The 16419-nt window shown below is 49.7% G+C and carries 14 protein-coding genes; 2 read left to right on the top strand and 12 right to left on the bottom strand.

Annotated features, from left to right (window positions below):
- Positions 1-4 precede the first annotated feature (4 nt).
- The 9 genes from DXB70_RS12650 to DXB70_RS12610 all read right to left on the bottom strand — a co-directional run bounded on the left by DXB70_RS12650 (position 5) and on the right by DXB70_RS12610 (position 11638).
- Entirely contained in the window at positions 5-976 is a 972-nt protein-coding gene (locus DXB70_RS12650) for an ABC transporter permease (RefSeq protein ID WP_107000588.1), read from the bottom strand.
- 137 nt (positions 977-1113) lie between these two features.
- Positions 1114-2316 carry a sugar ABC transporter substrate-binding protein gene (locus DXB70_RS12645; RefSeq protein WP_107000589.1) on the bottom strand — a complete coding sequence of 401 codons (1203 nt, stop codon included), beginning with the start codon at positions 2314-2316 and terminating at the stop codon, positions 1114-1116.
- Positions 2317-2772: 456 nt separating this feature from the next.
- The gene (locus tag DXB70_RS12640; RefSeq protein WP_117796234.1) at positions 2773-3786 is read right to left on the bottom strand and encodes a sugar ABC transporter permease YjfF; all 1014 of its coding nucleotides are present in this window, start codon (positions 3784-3786) and stop codon (positions 2773-2775) included.
- Between the two features lie 3 nt (positions 3787-3789).
- Positions 3790-4848, bottom strand: coding sequence for an ABC transporter permease (locus DXB70_RS12635; RefSeq protein WP_118472223.1), 1059 nt, complete (start codon positions 4846-4848; stop codon positions 3790-3792).
- Between the two features lie 2 nt (positions 4849-4850).
- Entirely contained in the window at positions 4851-6365 is a 1515-nt protein-coding gene (locus DXB70_RS12630) for a sugar ABC transporter ATP-binding protein (protein ID WP_118673426.1), read from the bottom strand.
- Between the two features lie 189 nt (positions 6366-6554).
- On the bottom strand, positions 6555-7613 hold the full coding sequence (locus DXB70_RS12625) for an ABC transporter substrate-binding protein (RefSeq protein WP_117796237.1): 1059 nt from the start codon (positions 7611-7613) through the stop codon (positions 6555-6557).
- Positions 7614-7792: 179 nt separating this feature from the next.
- The gene (locus DXB70_RS12620) at positions 7793-9382 is read right to left on the bottom strand and encodes a sensor histidine kinase (protein ID WP_118673425.1); all 1590 of its coding nucleotides are present in this window, start codon (positions 9380-9382) and stop codon (positions 7793-7795) included.
- Between the two features lie 194 nt (positions 9383-9576).
- Positions 9577-10692, bottom strand: coding sequence for a helix-turn-helix domain-containing protein (locus DXB70_RS12615; protein ID WP_118673424.1), 1116 nt, complete (start codon positions 10690-10692; stop codon positions 9577-9579).
- Between the two features lie 112 nt (positions 10693-10804).
- The gene (locus DXB70_RS12610) at positions 10805-11638 is read right to left on the bottom strand and encodes a carbon-nitrogen hydrolase family protein (RefSeq protein WP_118522978.1); all 834 of its coding nucleotides are present in this window, start codon (positions 11636-11638) and stop codon (positions 10805-10807) included.
- 208 nt (positions 11639-11846) lie between these two features.
- On the opposite strand from DXB70_RS12610, the gene DXB70_RS12605 reads away from it, so the two are divergent.
- Entirely contained in the window at positions 11847-12629 is a 783-nt protein-coding gene (locus tag DXB70_RS12605) for an ABC transporter ATP-binding protein (RefSeq protein ID WP_107000596.1), read from the top strand.
- The gene (locus tag DXB70_RS12600; protein ID WP_107000597.1) at positions 12619-13431 is read left to right on the top strand and encodes an ABC transporter permease; all 813 of its coding nucleotides are present in this window, start codon (positions 12619-12621) and stop codon (positions 13429-13431) included. Before DXB70_RS12605 ends, DXB70_RS12600 begins: the two co-directional genes overlap by 11 nt.
- 127 nt (positions 13432-13558) lie before the next feature.
- Here DXB70_RS12600 and DXB70_RS12595 read toward each other — a convergent pair whose 3' ends face one another.
- The 3 genes from DXB70_RS12595 to sdaAA all read right to left on the bottom strand — a co-directional run bounded on the left by DXB70_RS12595 (position 13559) and on the right by sdaAA (position 16381).
- Entirely contained in the window at positions 13559-14299 is a 741-nt protein-coding gene (locus DXB70_RS12595) for a YoaK family protein (RefSeq protein ID WP_118468308.1), read from the bottom strand.
- 166 nt (positions 14300-14465) lie between these two features.
- Positions 14466-15509: an asparaginase gene (locus DXB70_RS12590; RefSeq protein ID WP_118673423.1), complete on the bottom strand. Its 1044-nt coding sequence runs from the start codon at positions 15507-15509 to the stop codon at positions 14466-14468.
- Positions 15506-16381 (bottom strand): L-serine ammonia-lyase, iron-sulfur-dependent, subunit alpha, encoded by an 876-nt coding sequence (gene sdaAA / locus DXB70_RS12585; protein ID WP_107000600.1) that lies wholly within the window; start codon positions 16379-16381, stop codon positions 15506-15508. The genes DXB70_RS12590 and sdaAA overlap by 4 nt, the downstream gene beginning before the upstream one ends.
- Positions 16382-16419 lie beyond the last annotated feature (38 nt).

Genomic DNA, 16419 nt, shown 5'->3' with positions numbered 1-16419 from the left:
CGATTTACTTGACAATCTCGCCTTTTTCCGCTTTTGTGGTCAGCGTGATTATGATTAACAGTGCCAGACCTGTGATAACGTCCTGAATTGCTGTCGGTGCGCCCATCGCGATGAAACCAAAGAAAATAATGTTGATAACGAACTCTCCGATGACAATCGCCTGCAGCGGCATACCATATTTCTTAAATGCCAGACCGAAGAAGCATCCCATCGTCGGAACGAAGTTACGGCTCATCGACGCCATACCGGTTACCGCTACCATAGAGGAACCATAGCTGATCGTCAAAATAGCCATAACACCTAAAAATGCGCCGCTCAAAATAAATGCAAGCACTTTGTACTTATTGACATTGATACCCATGTTTTTCGCTACGAACTCGTTGCTGCCGATCGCATATGTATAAGTCCCAATCTTTGTATAATTTAAGAAAATGTAAGCTGCCACACATGCCAGAAGTGCCAGAATAATGTTCCACGGCATCTGTCCGAATGCACGGAGGTTGGACGGAAGCGTCTGCTCCACGCCGCCTGCGATGTAGTTGGCAACCGACTCATAGATAAGAGCCAGACCCGTCGTTACAATCATGGACGGGATACGGAGTTTTACATAAAAAACACCGTTTAAAAGTCCGACAATCGTACCAGTCAGCACGCTGCCGATGATAAGACCGGCATATCCCATGCCGAAACGAGAGGCAAATACACAGCCTACAATCGCTGAAAGCATGATGTTCGCGCCGATGGAAAAATCGAACATACCCATAACCATAACAAAGTAAAAACCAACAGCACCAACCGTCGCGATCAGGCTGGCCTGAAAATAACTCAGCATATTGGCCGGAGAACCAAAATTGCCCGGCGTCAGAGCTTTAAAAATCGCCCAGGAAAGCACTACCAAACCCACCAGGATGATATAACCCTTGGCAGTTCCCGAAAGTTTTTTCTTTCCGGTTGTTTCAACAACAGAAGAACCCATATTTTATACCTCATTCATAACTGCTCAGTTTCTTTTTTCTTTTAAAGAAAAGACCGGCATCGCGCCGTGCGATACCGGCCTTTTCTATTCCATTCAGCCTCTTAAAATTCTATAATTTGAATCAGTTTCTGAACTAATTAGTTGCCTGCTCTCTGTGCAGCATCCTCGATGGAGATACCAGCTGCAGTTGCTTTCAGGTCATCCAGGCTAAGCTCGGACATAGCTACCAGTTCCTCATCGGTGTATGGAAGCTGATCTACGAAGTACTGCTCATATGCTTTGTAGTCGTCCGGAGAAGATACATACAGATACGGGAACGGAACATCCTCGAAGTTGCCCTCGATACCTGTGTAGTTGCCCTTGATTGCGTTGTAAACCATCATGAAAGCGATAAGCGGATCGCAGTAATGTCCACCGGACTCACCGGCCATAGAACCATTTTCAAGTCTCTCGCCCAGATCCGGAAGGAAGTCTGTGGAAACGATGTCGATATCCTGAGTCTTGCCTGCGCGCTCAACTGCTGCGATAGCGCCCTGAAGCGGGTCACCGCCGCCGCCTGCCGGAATCAGTGCATCCAGAGTCGGATCTGCGGACATCAGAGCCTCTGCTGCCTTGGAACCACCCTCAGAAGAAGTACCTGCGTACTGCGGCTCAGACAGTTTTGCCTGATCATCCGGATGCTCTGCGTTCCATTTCTCAACGCCAGCTTTGTAGCCTTCCCATCTGCCAAGCCAGGTAGCGTCGCCCTGCTCCCAGCCGATCAGACCGATGTTTCTGTCGCCCTTGTCCAGAAGAATCTGAACTAATTTTTCACCGTTCTCCGGCTCGTTCTCATGAACAGCGCCGATGTAGTACGGTGATGCGGTTGCTAAATCATAGATATCCTTGCTGTTCTCCTGGCTGATAACACGGAAGAACTGTGCCAGATATACTTTATTGTCATTACATGTCTTGATAGCGGATGTCATCTCTGTATCAGAAGAGTTGCAGATGATGATACCCTGGCATCCTGCTGCTGCTAACTGCTCTACGGATGCGGTAACTTTCTCCGACACATGACCCTGGTCAACATACTGAACCTGAACGCCCAGAGCCTTTGCTGCCTCGTCGATGATCAGCTTACACTGGGAACCAAGTACATCGGTGGAGGACCAGATGGAAACACCGATCTTAATGTCTTTGTTGTCGATCGTCGAAGCTGCTGCCTCGCTTCCTTCTGCTGCAGAAGCATCTGCTGCCTGTGTCGCATTTGCTGCTCCAGAGCCGCCGCACGCGGTCATGCTCACTGCCATCGCTGCTGCTGTCATGGATGCAGCGGCACGTTTGAACATTTTTTTCATTCTAACTACCTCCCATAAAATTTTCTTTGCAAGCGGCACCCCAGCCGCACTGCTTTGTTGCTTTTCACAACTTTTAGTAACTTTATTATAACAATCCAGGACAAATTGTGCAAGTAAATACAAGAGCATTTTTTCATAAAGTTGTATTTTATTTTGTATATTGTTATAAATTTAACGCCTGATTTTGACATCATTTTAGCAGGAATACAAATGATGCATAAATTAAAGCGGCTGTTTTCGCTCAATATTTATGCATCATGTATAGGTTTGCTGATTTCCTCTCGAATTATGTCGAATCAAGAGAATACAGCTTTATATTGTTTCTAATATGTACTGTACTTTTTTCAGATGTCTTCTCTCTCTTTGCATGGATATTTCCCGTCATTTTGACTGTTCTATCTTGATGCTGTCATAGCAGACATTCATGCCGGTTTGTCTGTCTCCGGAAGAGAATTTCTACTTTTTCTTCTTTACCATCGCAAGGATCGACTGAAGCACGATGAAGAAGCATAAAAGCGCCGCGATCGTGATACGGGTCCACCAGGAAGAAAGTGTTCCCTGGAAAGTGATAAATGCCTCGATCGTCGCCTTGATAAGGACGCCAAACAGGGTTCCGAATACATTACCGACGCCGCCGGTTAAGAGCGTGCCGCCGATAACAGAGGAAGCGATCGCATCCATCTCGAAGCCCTTTGCCTGCTCAACGAAGCCGCCCAGCGTATTCAGACAGAACAGGACGCTGCCGACGCCGCAAAGGAAACCGTCCAGGATATAGGCTTTCAGTTTTACCCGGCGCACATTTAAGCCCATCATCAGCGCTGACTGCTCGTTGCCACCGATCGCATAAATGCTGCGTCCAAATTTCGTATATTTCAGCATGATAAATGCCAGAACCAGAAGAACCAGCGCAATCACAACCGTCGGATAGATATATGGATAAATCATCATGCCTTTTTTGTTGAGATAGCCGCCGAACGGAATATAAAGTTTCATCTTCGCCCATGCCATGAAAGTTTCATTCGTAATACTGATCATGTCCTTGGAAATGATCGCAGTCATGCCGCGGGCAAAGAACATACCCGCCAGGGTAACAATGAATGGCTGGATATCCATGTAGGCAACCAGGAATCCCTGTACCAGACCAAAGACAATCCCGGTCACCAGCACGATGAGAACCGCCGGAACCGCACCGATACCGCCTTTTTCCATCATCCATGCCAACATCATACAGCCCATCGCCACGAAGGAACCGACGCTGATATCGATACCGCCGGTGATCATGACGATCGTCATGCCGATACCGATGACAATCAGACCCGCATTGGAAATAAAGAGGTTTAAGAAGTTCTGTGTCTTGGCAAAGCCCTGTGCATTAAAGAGCACGCAGCCGATCGCGTACATCACGAAGAACAGCAGGATCGTGACAAGAAGCAGGAACGTGTTCTGATTTAATTTCTTCTTTTCTTTCATGATTTATGCCGCCTCCTTTCCTGCCGCGCCCAGTTCTTTTTTCTGTGCCAGAGATTTTCTCCATCTAGCGAATCCCGGTGACTGGAGTGCTACGATGATGACAACCACGATCGCCTTGTAAACCGGAACCTGATCCGAGGATACGTGCATCGCATACAGGGTGGTCGTCAGCGCCTGAATCGTATACGCGCCGATGACAGAACCTGCCAGCGAGAATTTACCGCCGCCAAGGGAGTTTCCGCCGATGGCAACTGCCAGGATCGCATCCAGTTCCATATTAAGACCGATGTTATTCGCATCCGCCGAGTAGATACGGCTGGAAGCAATCAGACCGGAAAGGCCGGAACAGAGTCCACAGTACGCGTAGGTGAGGAAAATAATCATGACCGACTTGATGCCGACAAGCTGAGACGCCCGTTTATTGATTCCGACCGACTGGATATACATGCCCAGTGCCGTTTTCTTCAAAAGTAACGAAGTCAGTGCCACAACGACAACCGCCACGATAAACGGGGTCGGAACCGGGAATCCCGGAAGGGAAGCGCCCAGAGTGCGGTAGCTGTCCACGCGCACGTAAGTAATCTGTCCATCCGTGATCAGCTGTGCGATACCGCGCCCGGCAGTAAACATGATAAGAGTCGCTACCATCGGCTGGATGTTTAACTTTGCAACCAGAAAACCGTTGAAGCAGCCGATCGCCGCGCCGACGATGAGCGCTGCCAGGAAGCCAAGAATCAGCGGATTGGCATATGCAGTTGCTGCGCGCTCGCCGCCGGTTAAGAGGTTGCAGCAGACTGCCGCACTGACCGCCATGATCGCGCCGACGGAAATATCCGTTCCAGCGGAGGATGATACGACAAGCGTCATGCCGACTGCCAGAATCACCAGCTCTGACGCACGGTTGATGATATCGATTAAGTATCCGTAGAGAACGCCGTTCCGCACCTCGATCGCGAAGAAGTTCGGCGTCGTGACGATATTTACCAGCAATACCAGCGCAAGGCAGAAAATCGGGAGAAACAGCCTCTGCGAGGTAATTTTTTTGAACGTCATATTTTTCATAGCTACTGTCCTCCTGCAATGGTTGACATGATGTTGGACTGGTTCATCTCATCCTCGGAAAGTTCTCCTACCTTTGCACCATCGCGCATAACAACCATGCGGTCGCAGGTACGGAGCATCTCCTCGATCTCGGAAGAAATGAACACGACTGCCATGCCCTGTTCTGCCAGTTTTACGACCAGTTTCTGAATCTCTGTCTTGGTTCCGACGTCGATACCACGGGTCGGCTCGTCCAGAATCAGGAAATCCGGGTTGGTCAGAAGCCAGCGTCCGATGATTACCTTCTGCTGGTTGCCGCCGGAGAGTGATTTGATCGGTGTCTCACGGCTGGCGGTCTTAATCTGCAGCATATCAATGTATTTATCGGTAAATTCTTCCTGCTGCTTGCGGCTGAGCAGGTGGAACATACCGCGTTTTGCCTGAAGTGCCATGATCAGGTTCTCACGCACGGATAGATCCGCGATGATACCCTCGTTTTTCCGATCCTCCGGCAGATATGCCATGCCGGCATTCATCGAAATCAGCGGGTGGCGCGCCGCGATCGGTCTTCCCTTGACGCTCAGTTCGCCCTCATCCGGCTTTTCCGCTCCATAGAGAACACGGACCGTCTCAGAACGTCCCGAACCCAGAAGCCCGGTAAATCCGACGACTTCACCCTTATGAATCACCAGATCAAACGGCTTTATGTATCCTTTCTTTCCGAGTCCCACCGCCTTGATGACGATGTCCGCTTCGCCGTGTTTCTCCTCACTCTTGGAATCCTTGATCGATGCCAGATCATCGAAATCCTTTCCCATCATCTTGGCAACCAGCTGGACTCTCGGAAGCTCCGCCGTCGTAAATTGTCCTACCAACTGACCATTCCGAAGAACAGTGATCTTATCGCAGACTGCATACACCTGCTCCAGGAAATGGGTAACGAATATGATGCCGACGCCTTCGGATTTCAGGCGGCGCATCAGATTAAAGAGCTTTTCTACCTCCCCATCATCGAGAGATGAGGTCGGCTCATCAAGAATCAATACCTTTGCCGACATATCGACTGCACGGGCGATCGCTACCATCTGCTGAATTGCAATCGAATAATTGTCGATCGTCTGTGTTACATCTGCATGTATGTCAAGGTCCTGCAGCAGTTTGCTGGCCTTTTTATTCATTGTTTTCCAGTCAATCAATCCGCCTTTTCGCGGTTCGCGTCCGATAAACAGATTCTCTGCAACCGTCAGGTTCGGACAGAGATTGACTTCCTGATACACGGTGCTGATGCCCCGGTTCTGTGCCTCCTGCGGGCTGCGGTTGATGATCGCATGATCGCAGCCGTCTATCATGATTTCCCCTGTTTCAAACTCCTCTACACCCGTCAGGACTTTGATCAGCGTGGATTTTCCTGCGCCATTTTCCCCCATCAGGGCATGAATTTCGCCTTTTTTTAAGGTAAAATCCACATTCTGCAGAGCTTTTACACCCGGGAATGTCTTATAAATATGCCTCATCTCAAGAACGGAATCCTTTTCCATAAAAGCTTTGCCTCCTTATTTTTTGAAAAAGAAAGCGCAGGGACGGAAACCTAAGCCTCCAGCCCCGCGCCTCCTGATTGCCAAGTGCCTGCCGTCCGCCGAAACCTCCGGTCTGACACTCATTCACTTACGGTCAAAAGCGATTGCCTGTCCGATTATTAACATTTAAAAATACCATTCAAAAGCGAATTAGTAAGCTCTTGTCTTTAAGATTTCTTCCAGATCCATGCTTGTATCGAAGTATGCTTCGTCTACGTACTGAATCTTCTCAACCTCTTCGCCTTTTTCCAGTTTCTGGATGATTTCAGCTACACGCGGACCATGAAGCGGGTTGCACTCGAAGGTTGCGTTTAAGTCGCCAGCGATCATGGACTCGAAAGCTGCCTTTACAGAGTCAAAACTTACAACGATGATGTCGCCGTCCGGACCACAGGTCTTGCCTGCTGCCTTGATAGCATCGATGGCACCAAATGCCTCGTTATCATTCTCACAGATAACAACGTCGATGTCATCATAGCTCTTTAAGAAGGACTCCATAACTTCCTGTCCTTTTGCCTGGGTGAACTCACCAGACTGTCTGTCAAGCATCTTCCAGTTGGAGTGCTCTTTCAGCTTGTTGTCCATACCTTCCGTACGGCCAACCTGTGCGGATGCACCGATGGTACCCTGAATGGTAACCATGTTGATCTCTTCGTCGCCGCGTCCCTGATCCTCTAAATATTTAGCCAGCCAGTCGCCGCAGGTCTCGCCTTCTTTTACGAAGTTTCCGCCTACCCATGCCTCATACAGGCTGTCATCAGAAAGCTGCATCTGACGGTCAGAAAGGATAACCGGGATACCAGCCTCTTTTGCTTCTTCCAGAACGGTCTCCCAGCCAGTCTCAACAACCGGAGCAACTACGATGTAGTCAACACCCTGCTGGATGAAAGAACGGATTGCCTTAATCTGATTTTCCTGTTTCTGCTGTGCATCGTCGAAAATCAGTTTGTAACCATTTTCCTCAGTAAATGTAGATTTGAAAGATTCGGTGTTGGCTGTTCTCCAGTCAGACTCAGCACCAACCTGTGCATAACCTACGGTAATCAGATCGCCGTCTGCTGCCGCTTCTTTCTCTTCGCCCTCTTCTGCTGCCTCTGTATCAGCCGGAGCTGCTGCCTCCGTCTCTTTCTCAGCCGGATTGCTTGTACAAGCGGTCATGGATAACGCCATTGCTGCTGCTAAAGCTGCGGACACTAATCTTTTTCTCATACTGTTTCCTCCTTATAAGACCCAATATATTTGTTTTTGCGTATTTATTATAACAAAGCACCCCGCATCATGGATACGGGGCATCTTTGGAAAAAGGTATATTATTTTTTTGAGATGTTTGTCGTTTTCTGTGTTTTTCCAGGTGTACCCTTAAAAAAATACAATTTTTTTTGAAAAAGTTATGATTTTTTTTGATTTCCCAAATAAACCTTAAAGCAGGTGCCGATATTCTTTTCAGATTCAACCAGGATCTCAGCCTGATCGCCATAATACATCTGAATCCGCTGCACCACATTATGTAGCCCAAATCCGCCGCTGCCGATCGGGGCAAGTTCCTCTTCCGGCTCCAGGGTCAGCTTGGCGCGCACGGCGGCAAGTTCCACCTCATCCATGCCAATCCCATCGTCCTCCACCTCAAAGACAAGCCCGTTCCGATCCTCATAGCCGCGGATCACAATGCATCCGCCGCCGCGCTTATTTTTGATGCCGTGGTAGAGGGCATTTTCCACCAGCGGCTGCAGCAGCATTTTCAGCACAATCCGGCGCCGGATAGACGGCTCGATCTCGATCGAATAGTCGAGAATGTCCTCGTACCGGATCTTCTGAATCTTTAAATAGCTCCGGATGTGTGATTCTTCCTCCTCGATCGTGATAAAATCGCGCCCGCCCGATAAAACCGTGCGAAAAAAGTCGCTTAAATCCGTCGTCATCTCCACGACCTGGCGGTTGTTGCCGCCCTCTGCCATCCATACGATCGAATCAAGTGTATTATAGAGGAAATGGGGACTGATCTGCTCCTGGTGGAGGCGCAACTCCAGCTCCCGCAGGTTCTTCTGCTCCTGCCTCGTCTTATCAAGCAGCCGCCGGATGCGGTCGCTCATCTGGTTAAACGCCCGTGCCAGCACGTTGATCTCTTCCAATCCGCCCGTTCTCGCCCTCGCATTCAGGTTCCCGCGGCCGAGCTGTTCTGCCGTCCTCTGTAACTGCTGCAGCGGTTCCGTGATGGATTTCGTGATCGTAACTGCCAGAAACATACCGACCACCAGCACCACCAGAAGAAGTGCCAGATAGCTCTGCATCTGATCCGCCATCTGCACCTTCAGCTCTTTCTGAAGCTGCTCCATGTTGATCATCTCATAATAGGTATACTGCGTGATGTAATCCTGAATCATCGAGCACAGACCCTGGATGTCATTCTCCCAGATATTGACATTTTCATCGTAATATCCACCGGCGGCGGCATTTCCAATCATTTTATCCACTGCCCGCTCCAGGGAATCCAGACAGGAGAGGATACCTCTTATCTTGATATCACAGTCCGACCCCGGTTCCCGCTCGATCGTCGTTCCGAACGCCTGTCTCGCCGACGCAATCAGGCTGTGGGGATTCTTGACCACCGTCGCATACTTCGTCTCGCCCTCGACAATATCTCCATTTTCGAACTGTTCCGCGTCGATCAGCCCGATCATAACACGGTACATCGAATACTCCATATCCGATTTGAACTTTATGTTGTACTCATTCGCCGTCTTTAGATTCGCCAGAATCGCGTCATAGGAAGCAGAATAGGAGGCGATCATCTTCTGGAACCCGAGCGCCATGCCTGTTAATGGAATGGCAATCACGAAGAGGAGAAGGATCAGACGGGCGCGGAGAGAAAGAGGGCGATATGGACGGGCAGCGGATAATGAATCCGCGCCCGGATCCTGATTTTTGTTTACCTCTGCCATCCCTTCTGTTTTTCCAATCTGCCCCTGCTCCACTCCCATATCTTTCCTCCCTTTTTGAACACCTATGTACTTTCGGAATCTTTCTGTGCTTGATTTTGTGAGATGATTTTTTGTCAGTTGTGCCCAAATTTCTGAGGCGTACGCGGTGCGTACGTTGATGAAATTCGGGTGCGGCTGGCGGAAAATCAGCCACAAAAGCAAGTGCAGAAAGACTCCGAGAGTACATACCTTCCTTACTCCTGCCGCGTCTGGCTCGCCTTATACTCTTTTGGCGACTGCCCCATCGCTTTTTTGAACGCCGCGCTGAAATAGTGTGAATCGTTGTATCCCACCTGCTCCCCGATCTCGGACGTCCGGTAGGAGGTGCATTTCAAAAGTTCACATGCCCGTTCCATCCGCACCTGCGTCAGATACTCCACAAAGGACTGCCCCGTCTCCTGCTTGAAAATCGAACTGAAATAGCTCGGACTGACGCCAATGTGCGCAGCAATCCGGTTCAGCGACAGGTCGCTCTGGCTGAAATTTGCCCGGATATATTCCTTTGCATCCCGGATCACGCTGCCATAACGGTCGTTCGACGCCCGGTCGCGCGCCTGCAGAGCAGCCGTAAACTCCTCAATCAGATAGGCTTTCGTCATCTCCACGCTCTCGATCACCTTCGGAACCCGTTTTATGTCAACCACGCTTTCCGAAACCTCCGGCGGCTCCGCTTTCAATTTCTTCAAAAACTCCTGCACACAGTAAAAAATATCCATCGTCATATACTGACGCAGCAAGAGCGATTTGTAATTATGTTCACCGATCGCTGCGAAATACTCCTCGACAAACGGACTGCACTCTTCGACTGAGCCGAGCTTTAAAAAATCGTTGATGAGCTTCCGGTCAACACCGCTGTAATCCGTTTTATCCAGAAATTCCGTATATTTTTCGTAGCTGACAAAATACCGCTCCAGAAGCCTCGATTTTTCCCGTTCTTCCCGGATCTCGTCCGCCGCCTTTTTCAACGCATCGATGAGTCCCGCCGAGGATACCGGTTTCAGCAGATAATCGCTGATTCCTATCTTGATCGCCTCTTTTGCATATTCAAATTCATTGTAGCCGCTGAGCACGATGATCCGCGTGCGCGGAAGCGTCTTTTTCACCAGACGGCTCAGCTCCAGCCCGTCCATAAACGGCATCTTGATATCTGTTACCAGAATATCCGGCTGTGCCTTCAATATCAGCGGATACGCGTACTCGCCGTCGCCCGCCTCCCCCGCAAATTCAAATCCGTGGCTCGCCCAGTCAATATTATCCCGTATACCGTGCCGGATGATCGCCTCATCCTCTACCAGAAACACCTTTACCATGGTTTTCCCCCCTGGACTCCATTTTTCTCTGTCCTTTTTATCCATTTGCCCGAATACACCCGTTTTTCATTTCCGTCCACACGCCATTTTGCCGGCTGAAAATATTCACGCCTTACTTCTTCTCACTCACTTCATACAAATCACTCCGCCGGTTTTCCAGCGACGGAATCTGCTTCCGTATCTTCTCCAGATAATCTAAATCAATCTCCGCATAGGTGATCCCCGGTGCATCCTTTGACCGTGCAATCACCGTTCCCCACGGATCTGCCACCAGGCTGTTGCCGTATGCCGCATATGCCGGTTTCTGTCCAATCTGTCCCGGTGCCACGATGTAACAGCCGTTCTCGATCGCCCGCGCCCGCAGAAGAACCTCCCAGTGATCCTTTCCCGTCGGCATCGTAAAGCTCGCTGGAACAAAGATAACCTGCGCCCCACGAAGCGCCATGAGCCGGTAAATCTCCGGAAAACGCACATCATAGCAGATCGACATTCCAAAAATGCCCAGCTCCGTCTCCACCGTCACAATCGAATCGCCCGGTTTGACCCGGTCCGACTCCCGGTACGGCGTGCCGTCCGCCAGCGTGATGTCAAACATATGCAGTTTGCTGTATGTCGCCAGAATCTTCCCCTCCGGCGAAATCAGCACACTCGTATTTGCCGATCGTTTTTCCCCCGGAAGTGCCTGCGTGATACTGCCCCCGTGAATATAGACACCGTGTTCCTTCGCTTTCGCGCAGAGGCGCTCGGTCGTGTACCCCGGAATTTCCTCGCGTCCGCCGCCTTCACCGATATTTTTGCCGATCAGATTCATCACCTCCGGGAAACAGATAAGCTTCGCCCCTTTTGCCGCCGCCTCGTCAATCCAGGCGCATGCCGTCTCCAGATTCTTTCCTTTATCATTCTGTGTATCCATCTGCATCAATGCCACTGTATATCTGCGTATCATAAATACCCCCTGTATCCTGTCTATAAGCGCTTTTCTCTCCACAATTACCTATATTTTATTATAGCATCTCTTTTCCACACAGGTCAACCAATGCAAGGCACGTATGCGCGAACAGTAACCCGGCTTTTCATTTCCGCATATTATAAAGTAAGAATGTTTCAAGGAGCGTAACTGTCCCACTGATACACAGTTACCCAGGTATTTGCTTATGCCGCCCATTCTGGAAGTTTCCGGGCTTTCCTACTCCTACCACACGATATCCGGGGAGACGAAAGCCCTTTCTGATATATCATTTCAGGTAGAAACCGGCGAATTTATCGCCATTGTCGGACCGTCCGGCTGTGGAAAATCCACGCTGCTCTCCTTAATCAGCGGGCTCCTGCCGCCGGAAGAGGGTTCCATTCTTATAAATGGGGTTCCGCTCTCGAAAAGCCAGTGCCGCATCGGTTATATGCTGCAAAGCGACCAGCTTTTCGAGTGGAGGACGATCATCCAGAATGCTGCTCTCGGGCTGGAAATCCAGAAAAAAATGGATCATGCCGCGGAAGACCGCCTCCACCGGCTCTTAAAAATCTACGGACTAGAACAATTTGAGCATTCCCGCCCCTCCGAACTATCCGGTGGAATGCGCCAGCGCGCCGCCCTGATCCGGACACTGGCGCTGGAACCGGAGCTTCTGCTTCTCGACGAACCATTTTCGGCGCTCGATTATCAGACACGCTTAACCGTCTGCGACGATATCAGCACCATCATCCGGGAGAGCCGCAAAACAGCGATTCTGATCACCCACGACCTCTCCGAAGCCGTGAGTGCCGCCGACCGCATCCTGGTTCTGACTAAACGCCCCGGAACCATCTGCCGCATCCTGCCGGTTACCTTCCCGCTGTCCGCTAACCGACCGCTGGAACGCCGGAATGATCCGGCTTTTTCTCTTTATTTCAATGAACTATGGAAGACACTGCAAGGGGAGGGCAAAAAGTATGAAATGTAAGAAAGAATCCACCGCCCAGAAAGCCTACCTCCGCCGCCAGCTCCATCGGCGCCGTCTGGTTCTCTTCTGCCGGATTTTCTTATTCGTTTTCTTTTTAATATGCTGGGAAATGAGCGCCCGACTAGGGCTCATCGACGCGTTTATTTTCAGTTCCCCGTCACGCACCGTGCGCTGTTTCCTGCGGATGATGCAGGACAAAAGCATCCTCATCCACACCGGCGTGACGCTCTATGAAACGCTGATCAGCTTTACACTGGTCATCCTCTGCGGGCTGATCGGCGCGGTTCTCCTCTGGTCGAGCCGGAATCTTTCAGAGATTCTGGAGCCGTATCTCGTCATGCTCAACAGTCTGCCGAAATCCGCCCTCGCCCCGATTCTCATCGTCTGGCTTGGGAGCAACATCCGCACGATCATCGTTGCCTCCATCTCGGTCGCTGTCTTCGGCTCGATCCTGACACTCCACAACGGATTTTCCTCGATGGATCCCGACCAGATCAAATTAATCCGGTCCCTCGGAGGAAACCGGATTCATATTTTAACCAAAGTCCTGCTGCCAGGCTCAATCCCGCTGATTCTCGCCAACATGAAGGTCAACATCGGTCTCTGTCTGGTCGGCGTCATCATCGGTGAATTTCTCGCTGCCAAACAGGGACTCGGATATCTGATCATCTACGGCTCACAGGTATTCCAGATGGATATGGTTGTGATGAGTATTATTCTTTTATGTATTATGTCTGCGGCGCTATATCAGGGAGTAGGAATACTGGGAAAATTTCTACAGCAGCAATATCACCAGCATTAAATCTGTCCACTGCTTCACGTTTGCTGTTCTTAAACGCCTGCATTTTTCCGCATCCTGTTCCCGCCGAAGCCTGTTTCCTGCCGCTTTTCTTTCCCTCATCCTGTAGAAAACTTGCAGGAAACAGACTTTACAGCTTCTGCTCCTTCTCCAGCTTCTCTGCTTCTTCCATCTCCTCTGCCGCCTCGACTGCCGTCTCCTCCGGAGTCTCGCTTTCAAGCGGAGCCGTACCGACCGCGATAAAGGTTCTCGCAGCCGCCAATGGCAAAAAGCCTACATAGGCGCTGTAGATGCCGAACTGACCGACCGCCCACGCTCCGAGTACCACGCCCAGGAAAAAGCTGATGACCGTATAGGTATAAAGAATTGCTTTTCTCTTAAATTCCTTATCCTTTGTCAGACCGTACTGCAGCCAGCCAAGCACCGACTGTTTGAAGTTGTTCGTCATAAAGATTGTCGCACTGTTAAATCCGTCGGCACCGGAATAGACGCCCCACTGAAATGCGGATGCAAAGAAAATCGGATAAATTCCGACCAGCGCTGGTTCAAGCGGCAGCATCGATGCCAGTGCCAGTGCAGCCGCATCCACCCAGAGGGCAAGTTTCCGCATGTTTATTTTCGTAAAGTTCGTGAGCAGATATGCGGATGCCACGCCCAGTCCAAACAGCACCAGCGCAGCCAGACGCAGAAGGACGTTAAACCATTCCATCGATACCAGTTCCGCTCCCATCTCCATCAGGTTGCCTGTCTGAGCAGAGCCAAAGTTTCCGGCATGAAGCAAAATCGCATAGGCTCCGAGAAATCCCCCGACCAGGGATATATTCCAATGAAGGATCGCATCCAGGCGATCCCGAATCACTTTCTGTACCATACCATTACCGCCTTTCGCGGTTGATTGTATCGCGCGGCGGCTGGATCGTCAATGACAATTTACAAAAAATTACCATTTCTATCATAGACATTATCTATATAATGGCAAAAAAATCACTCCGGATAGTCTCCCAAAAAAACTGTCCGAAGTGTTTTTTCTATCTCCTTTAATCATGCACCGCACAAGTAAAAAGCATATCCCGGTTAATGGTTTTATAAAACATCTCCCGTATTTCTTCCGGATCACTGGTTTGTCCCAGAATCCACATTAATTTTGTCACAACCGCTTCCAGCGTCATATCATAGGCCTCCAAGAGGTCAAATTCCTTTTTAATGCTTTTTCCCACCTCGTAGACTGACATATTGCTGCCCTCATTGGTTACCTGGGTGGTCATGACAACTGTTTTTCCGGTCCGCACCAGATCCTCAATGGATTTATGAAAATCACCCGAATCGTAAGTTGGAATGCCTCCGACACCGAAGGACTCCAAAATCACCGCATCACAGTGTTCTGCCATGTAATCCAGCACGCCGGAATCCATGGCCGGTATCAGCTTCAAAAGGCCCACTTTCGAATTCAATGAATGATAAAACCTCACCGGTTCTTTCATCTGCTCTTTATCATCCAGATAGAAAATAATATGCCCATCTAGGATGGCTGCAATATAAGGGAAATTGATACTAGAAAAGGCATTGTAGCTCTTCGTTTTTTCTTTTTTTCCTCTGGTTCCGGCAATCACCTTGCCGTCAAAGACAATCGTTACACCATATGCCTTATCGCAGCTGGCGAACCGCAGACTGTCTGAAAGATTTGCTCTGGCATCGGTGATTTCCAAATCAATCGGCTTCTGTGCGCCGGTCACAACGATAGGTTTTCTCGAATTCTGCGCCAGATAAGAAAGCGCTGCCGCCGTATAAGCCATGGTATCGGTTCCATGGCAGACCACAAATCCATCATAATCTTCATAGTGTTTTTCAATGGTCTCTGCAATCATCAGCCAGTAACGCGGCTGCATATTCGTACTGTCAATATTAATCACCTGCAGCGAATCCACCTTACAAAACTCTTTTGTATCCGGAACATACCTAAGCAGTTCTTCCGATGTAAGAAGGGGCTTGAGCCCATCCTCACTGCTTTTACAGGCAATCGTGCCTCCCGTTCCAACCATTAAAATTCGCTTTAATACCCTGTCTTTTACTAAACTACTCATTGATTCCTTATTTCATCGGCAATTCTCTTTCCTGTCTCAGACTCCGCAATTCCTCCTAATGCAGTTTCCCGAAGTTCTCTTGGAAGTTGCTTTCCTACTCTGTACATAGCCTCAATTGCCTCATCCGCCGGAACCGGACACACCGTATCTGCCAGTGCCAAATCTGCACTGACAATGGCATTCACCGCCTGAGACGCATTTCTCTGTGCACATGGTATCTGAACTAATCCTGCAATCGGATCACAGACCAATCCCATCACATTAATCAATGCCAATGACACCGCTGCTGCCTGCTGTCTGCAGGTTCCGCCTGCCAGATACACTACGGCTGCAGCTGCCATAGCAGCCGCCACTCCACATTCTGCCTGACATCCTCCTTCCGCTCCTGCAACAGTGGCATTTTTCACTACCACCGCTCCAATTCCGGAAGCAATGAGAAGTCCTTCCAGGATCTTTCTCTTAGATAGATTCCACTCTTCTTCCATCGTAACCAGAACAGCCGGAAGAATTCCGCACGAGCCTGCAGTCGGGGCCGCACAAATCTTACCCATCGCCGCATTCGTCTCACTTAACGAAATGGCACGTGCCATCATTTTATTAATCCCCACCCCACACAGACTATTTCCGTTTTCTGCATAGCTGAACTGGCGCTCCGCCATACCGGTGATCATTGTTTTCCGAAGGCGTTTTCCAGATTCACCAAGTGCCGCTGTCGTTCCATTTTTCATGATGTCATATCGATTCTCCAGCTCTTTCCAGACATCATCCTCACATTTATCCGTACAACGCATCTCATCCTCAAGAATCTCCATCCACATCGGTTGATTTCGTTCCTCGGCTGTACGGCACAAATCCTCAATTGTATTATACACCTCTGCCTTCCCCACTTTCTTCTATATTCTACTGCATA

This window comes from Clostridium sp. OM05-5BH (genome assembly GCF_003481505.1).
GTDB lineage: Bacteria > Bacillota > Clostridia > Lachnospirales > Lachnospiraceae > Otoolea > Otoolea fessa.
The sequence above is the reverse complement of the archived record's forward strand: the minus strand, read 5'-3'. Positions and strand labels throughout refer to the sequence as shown.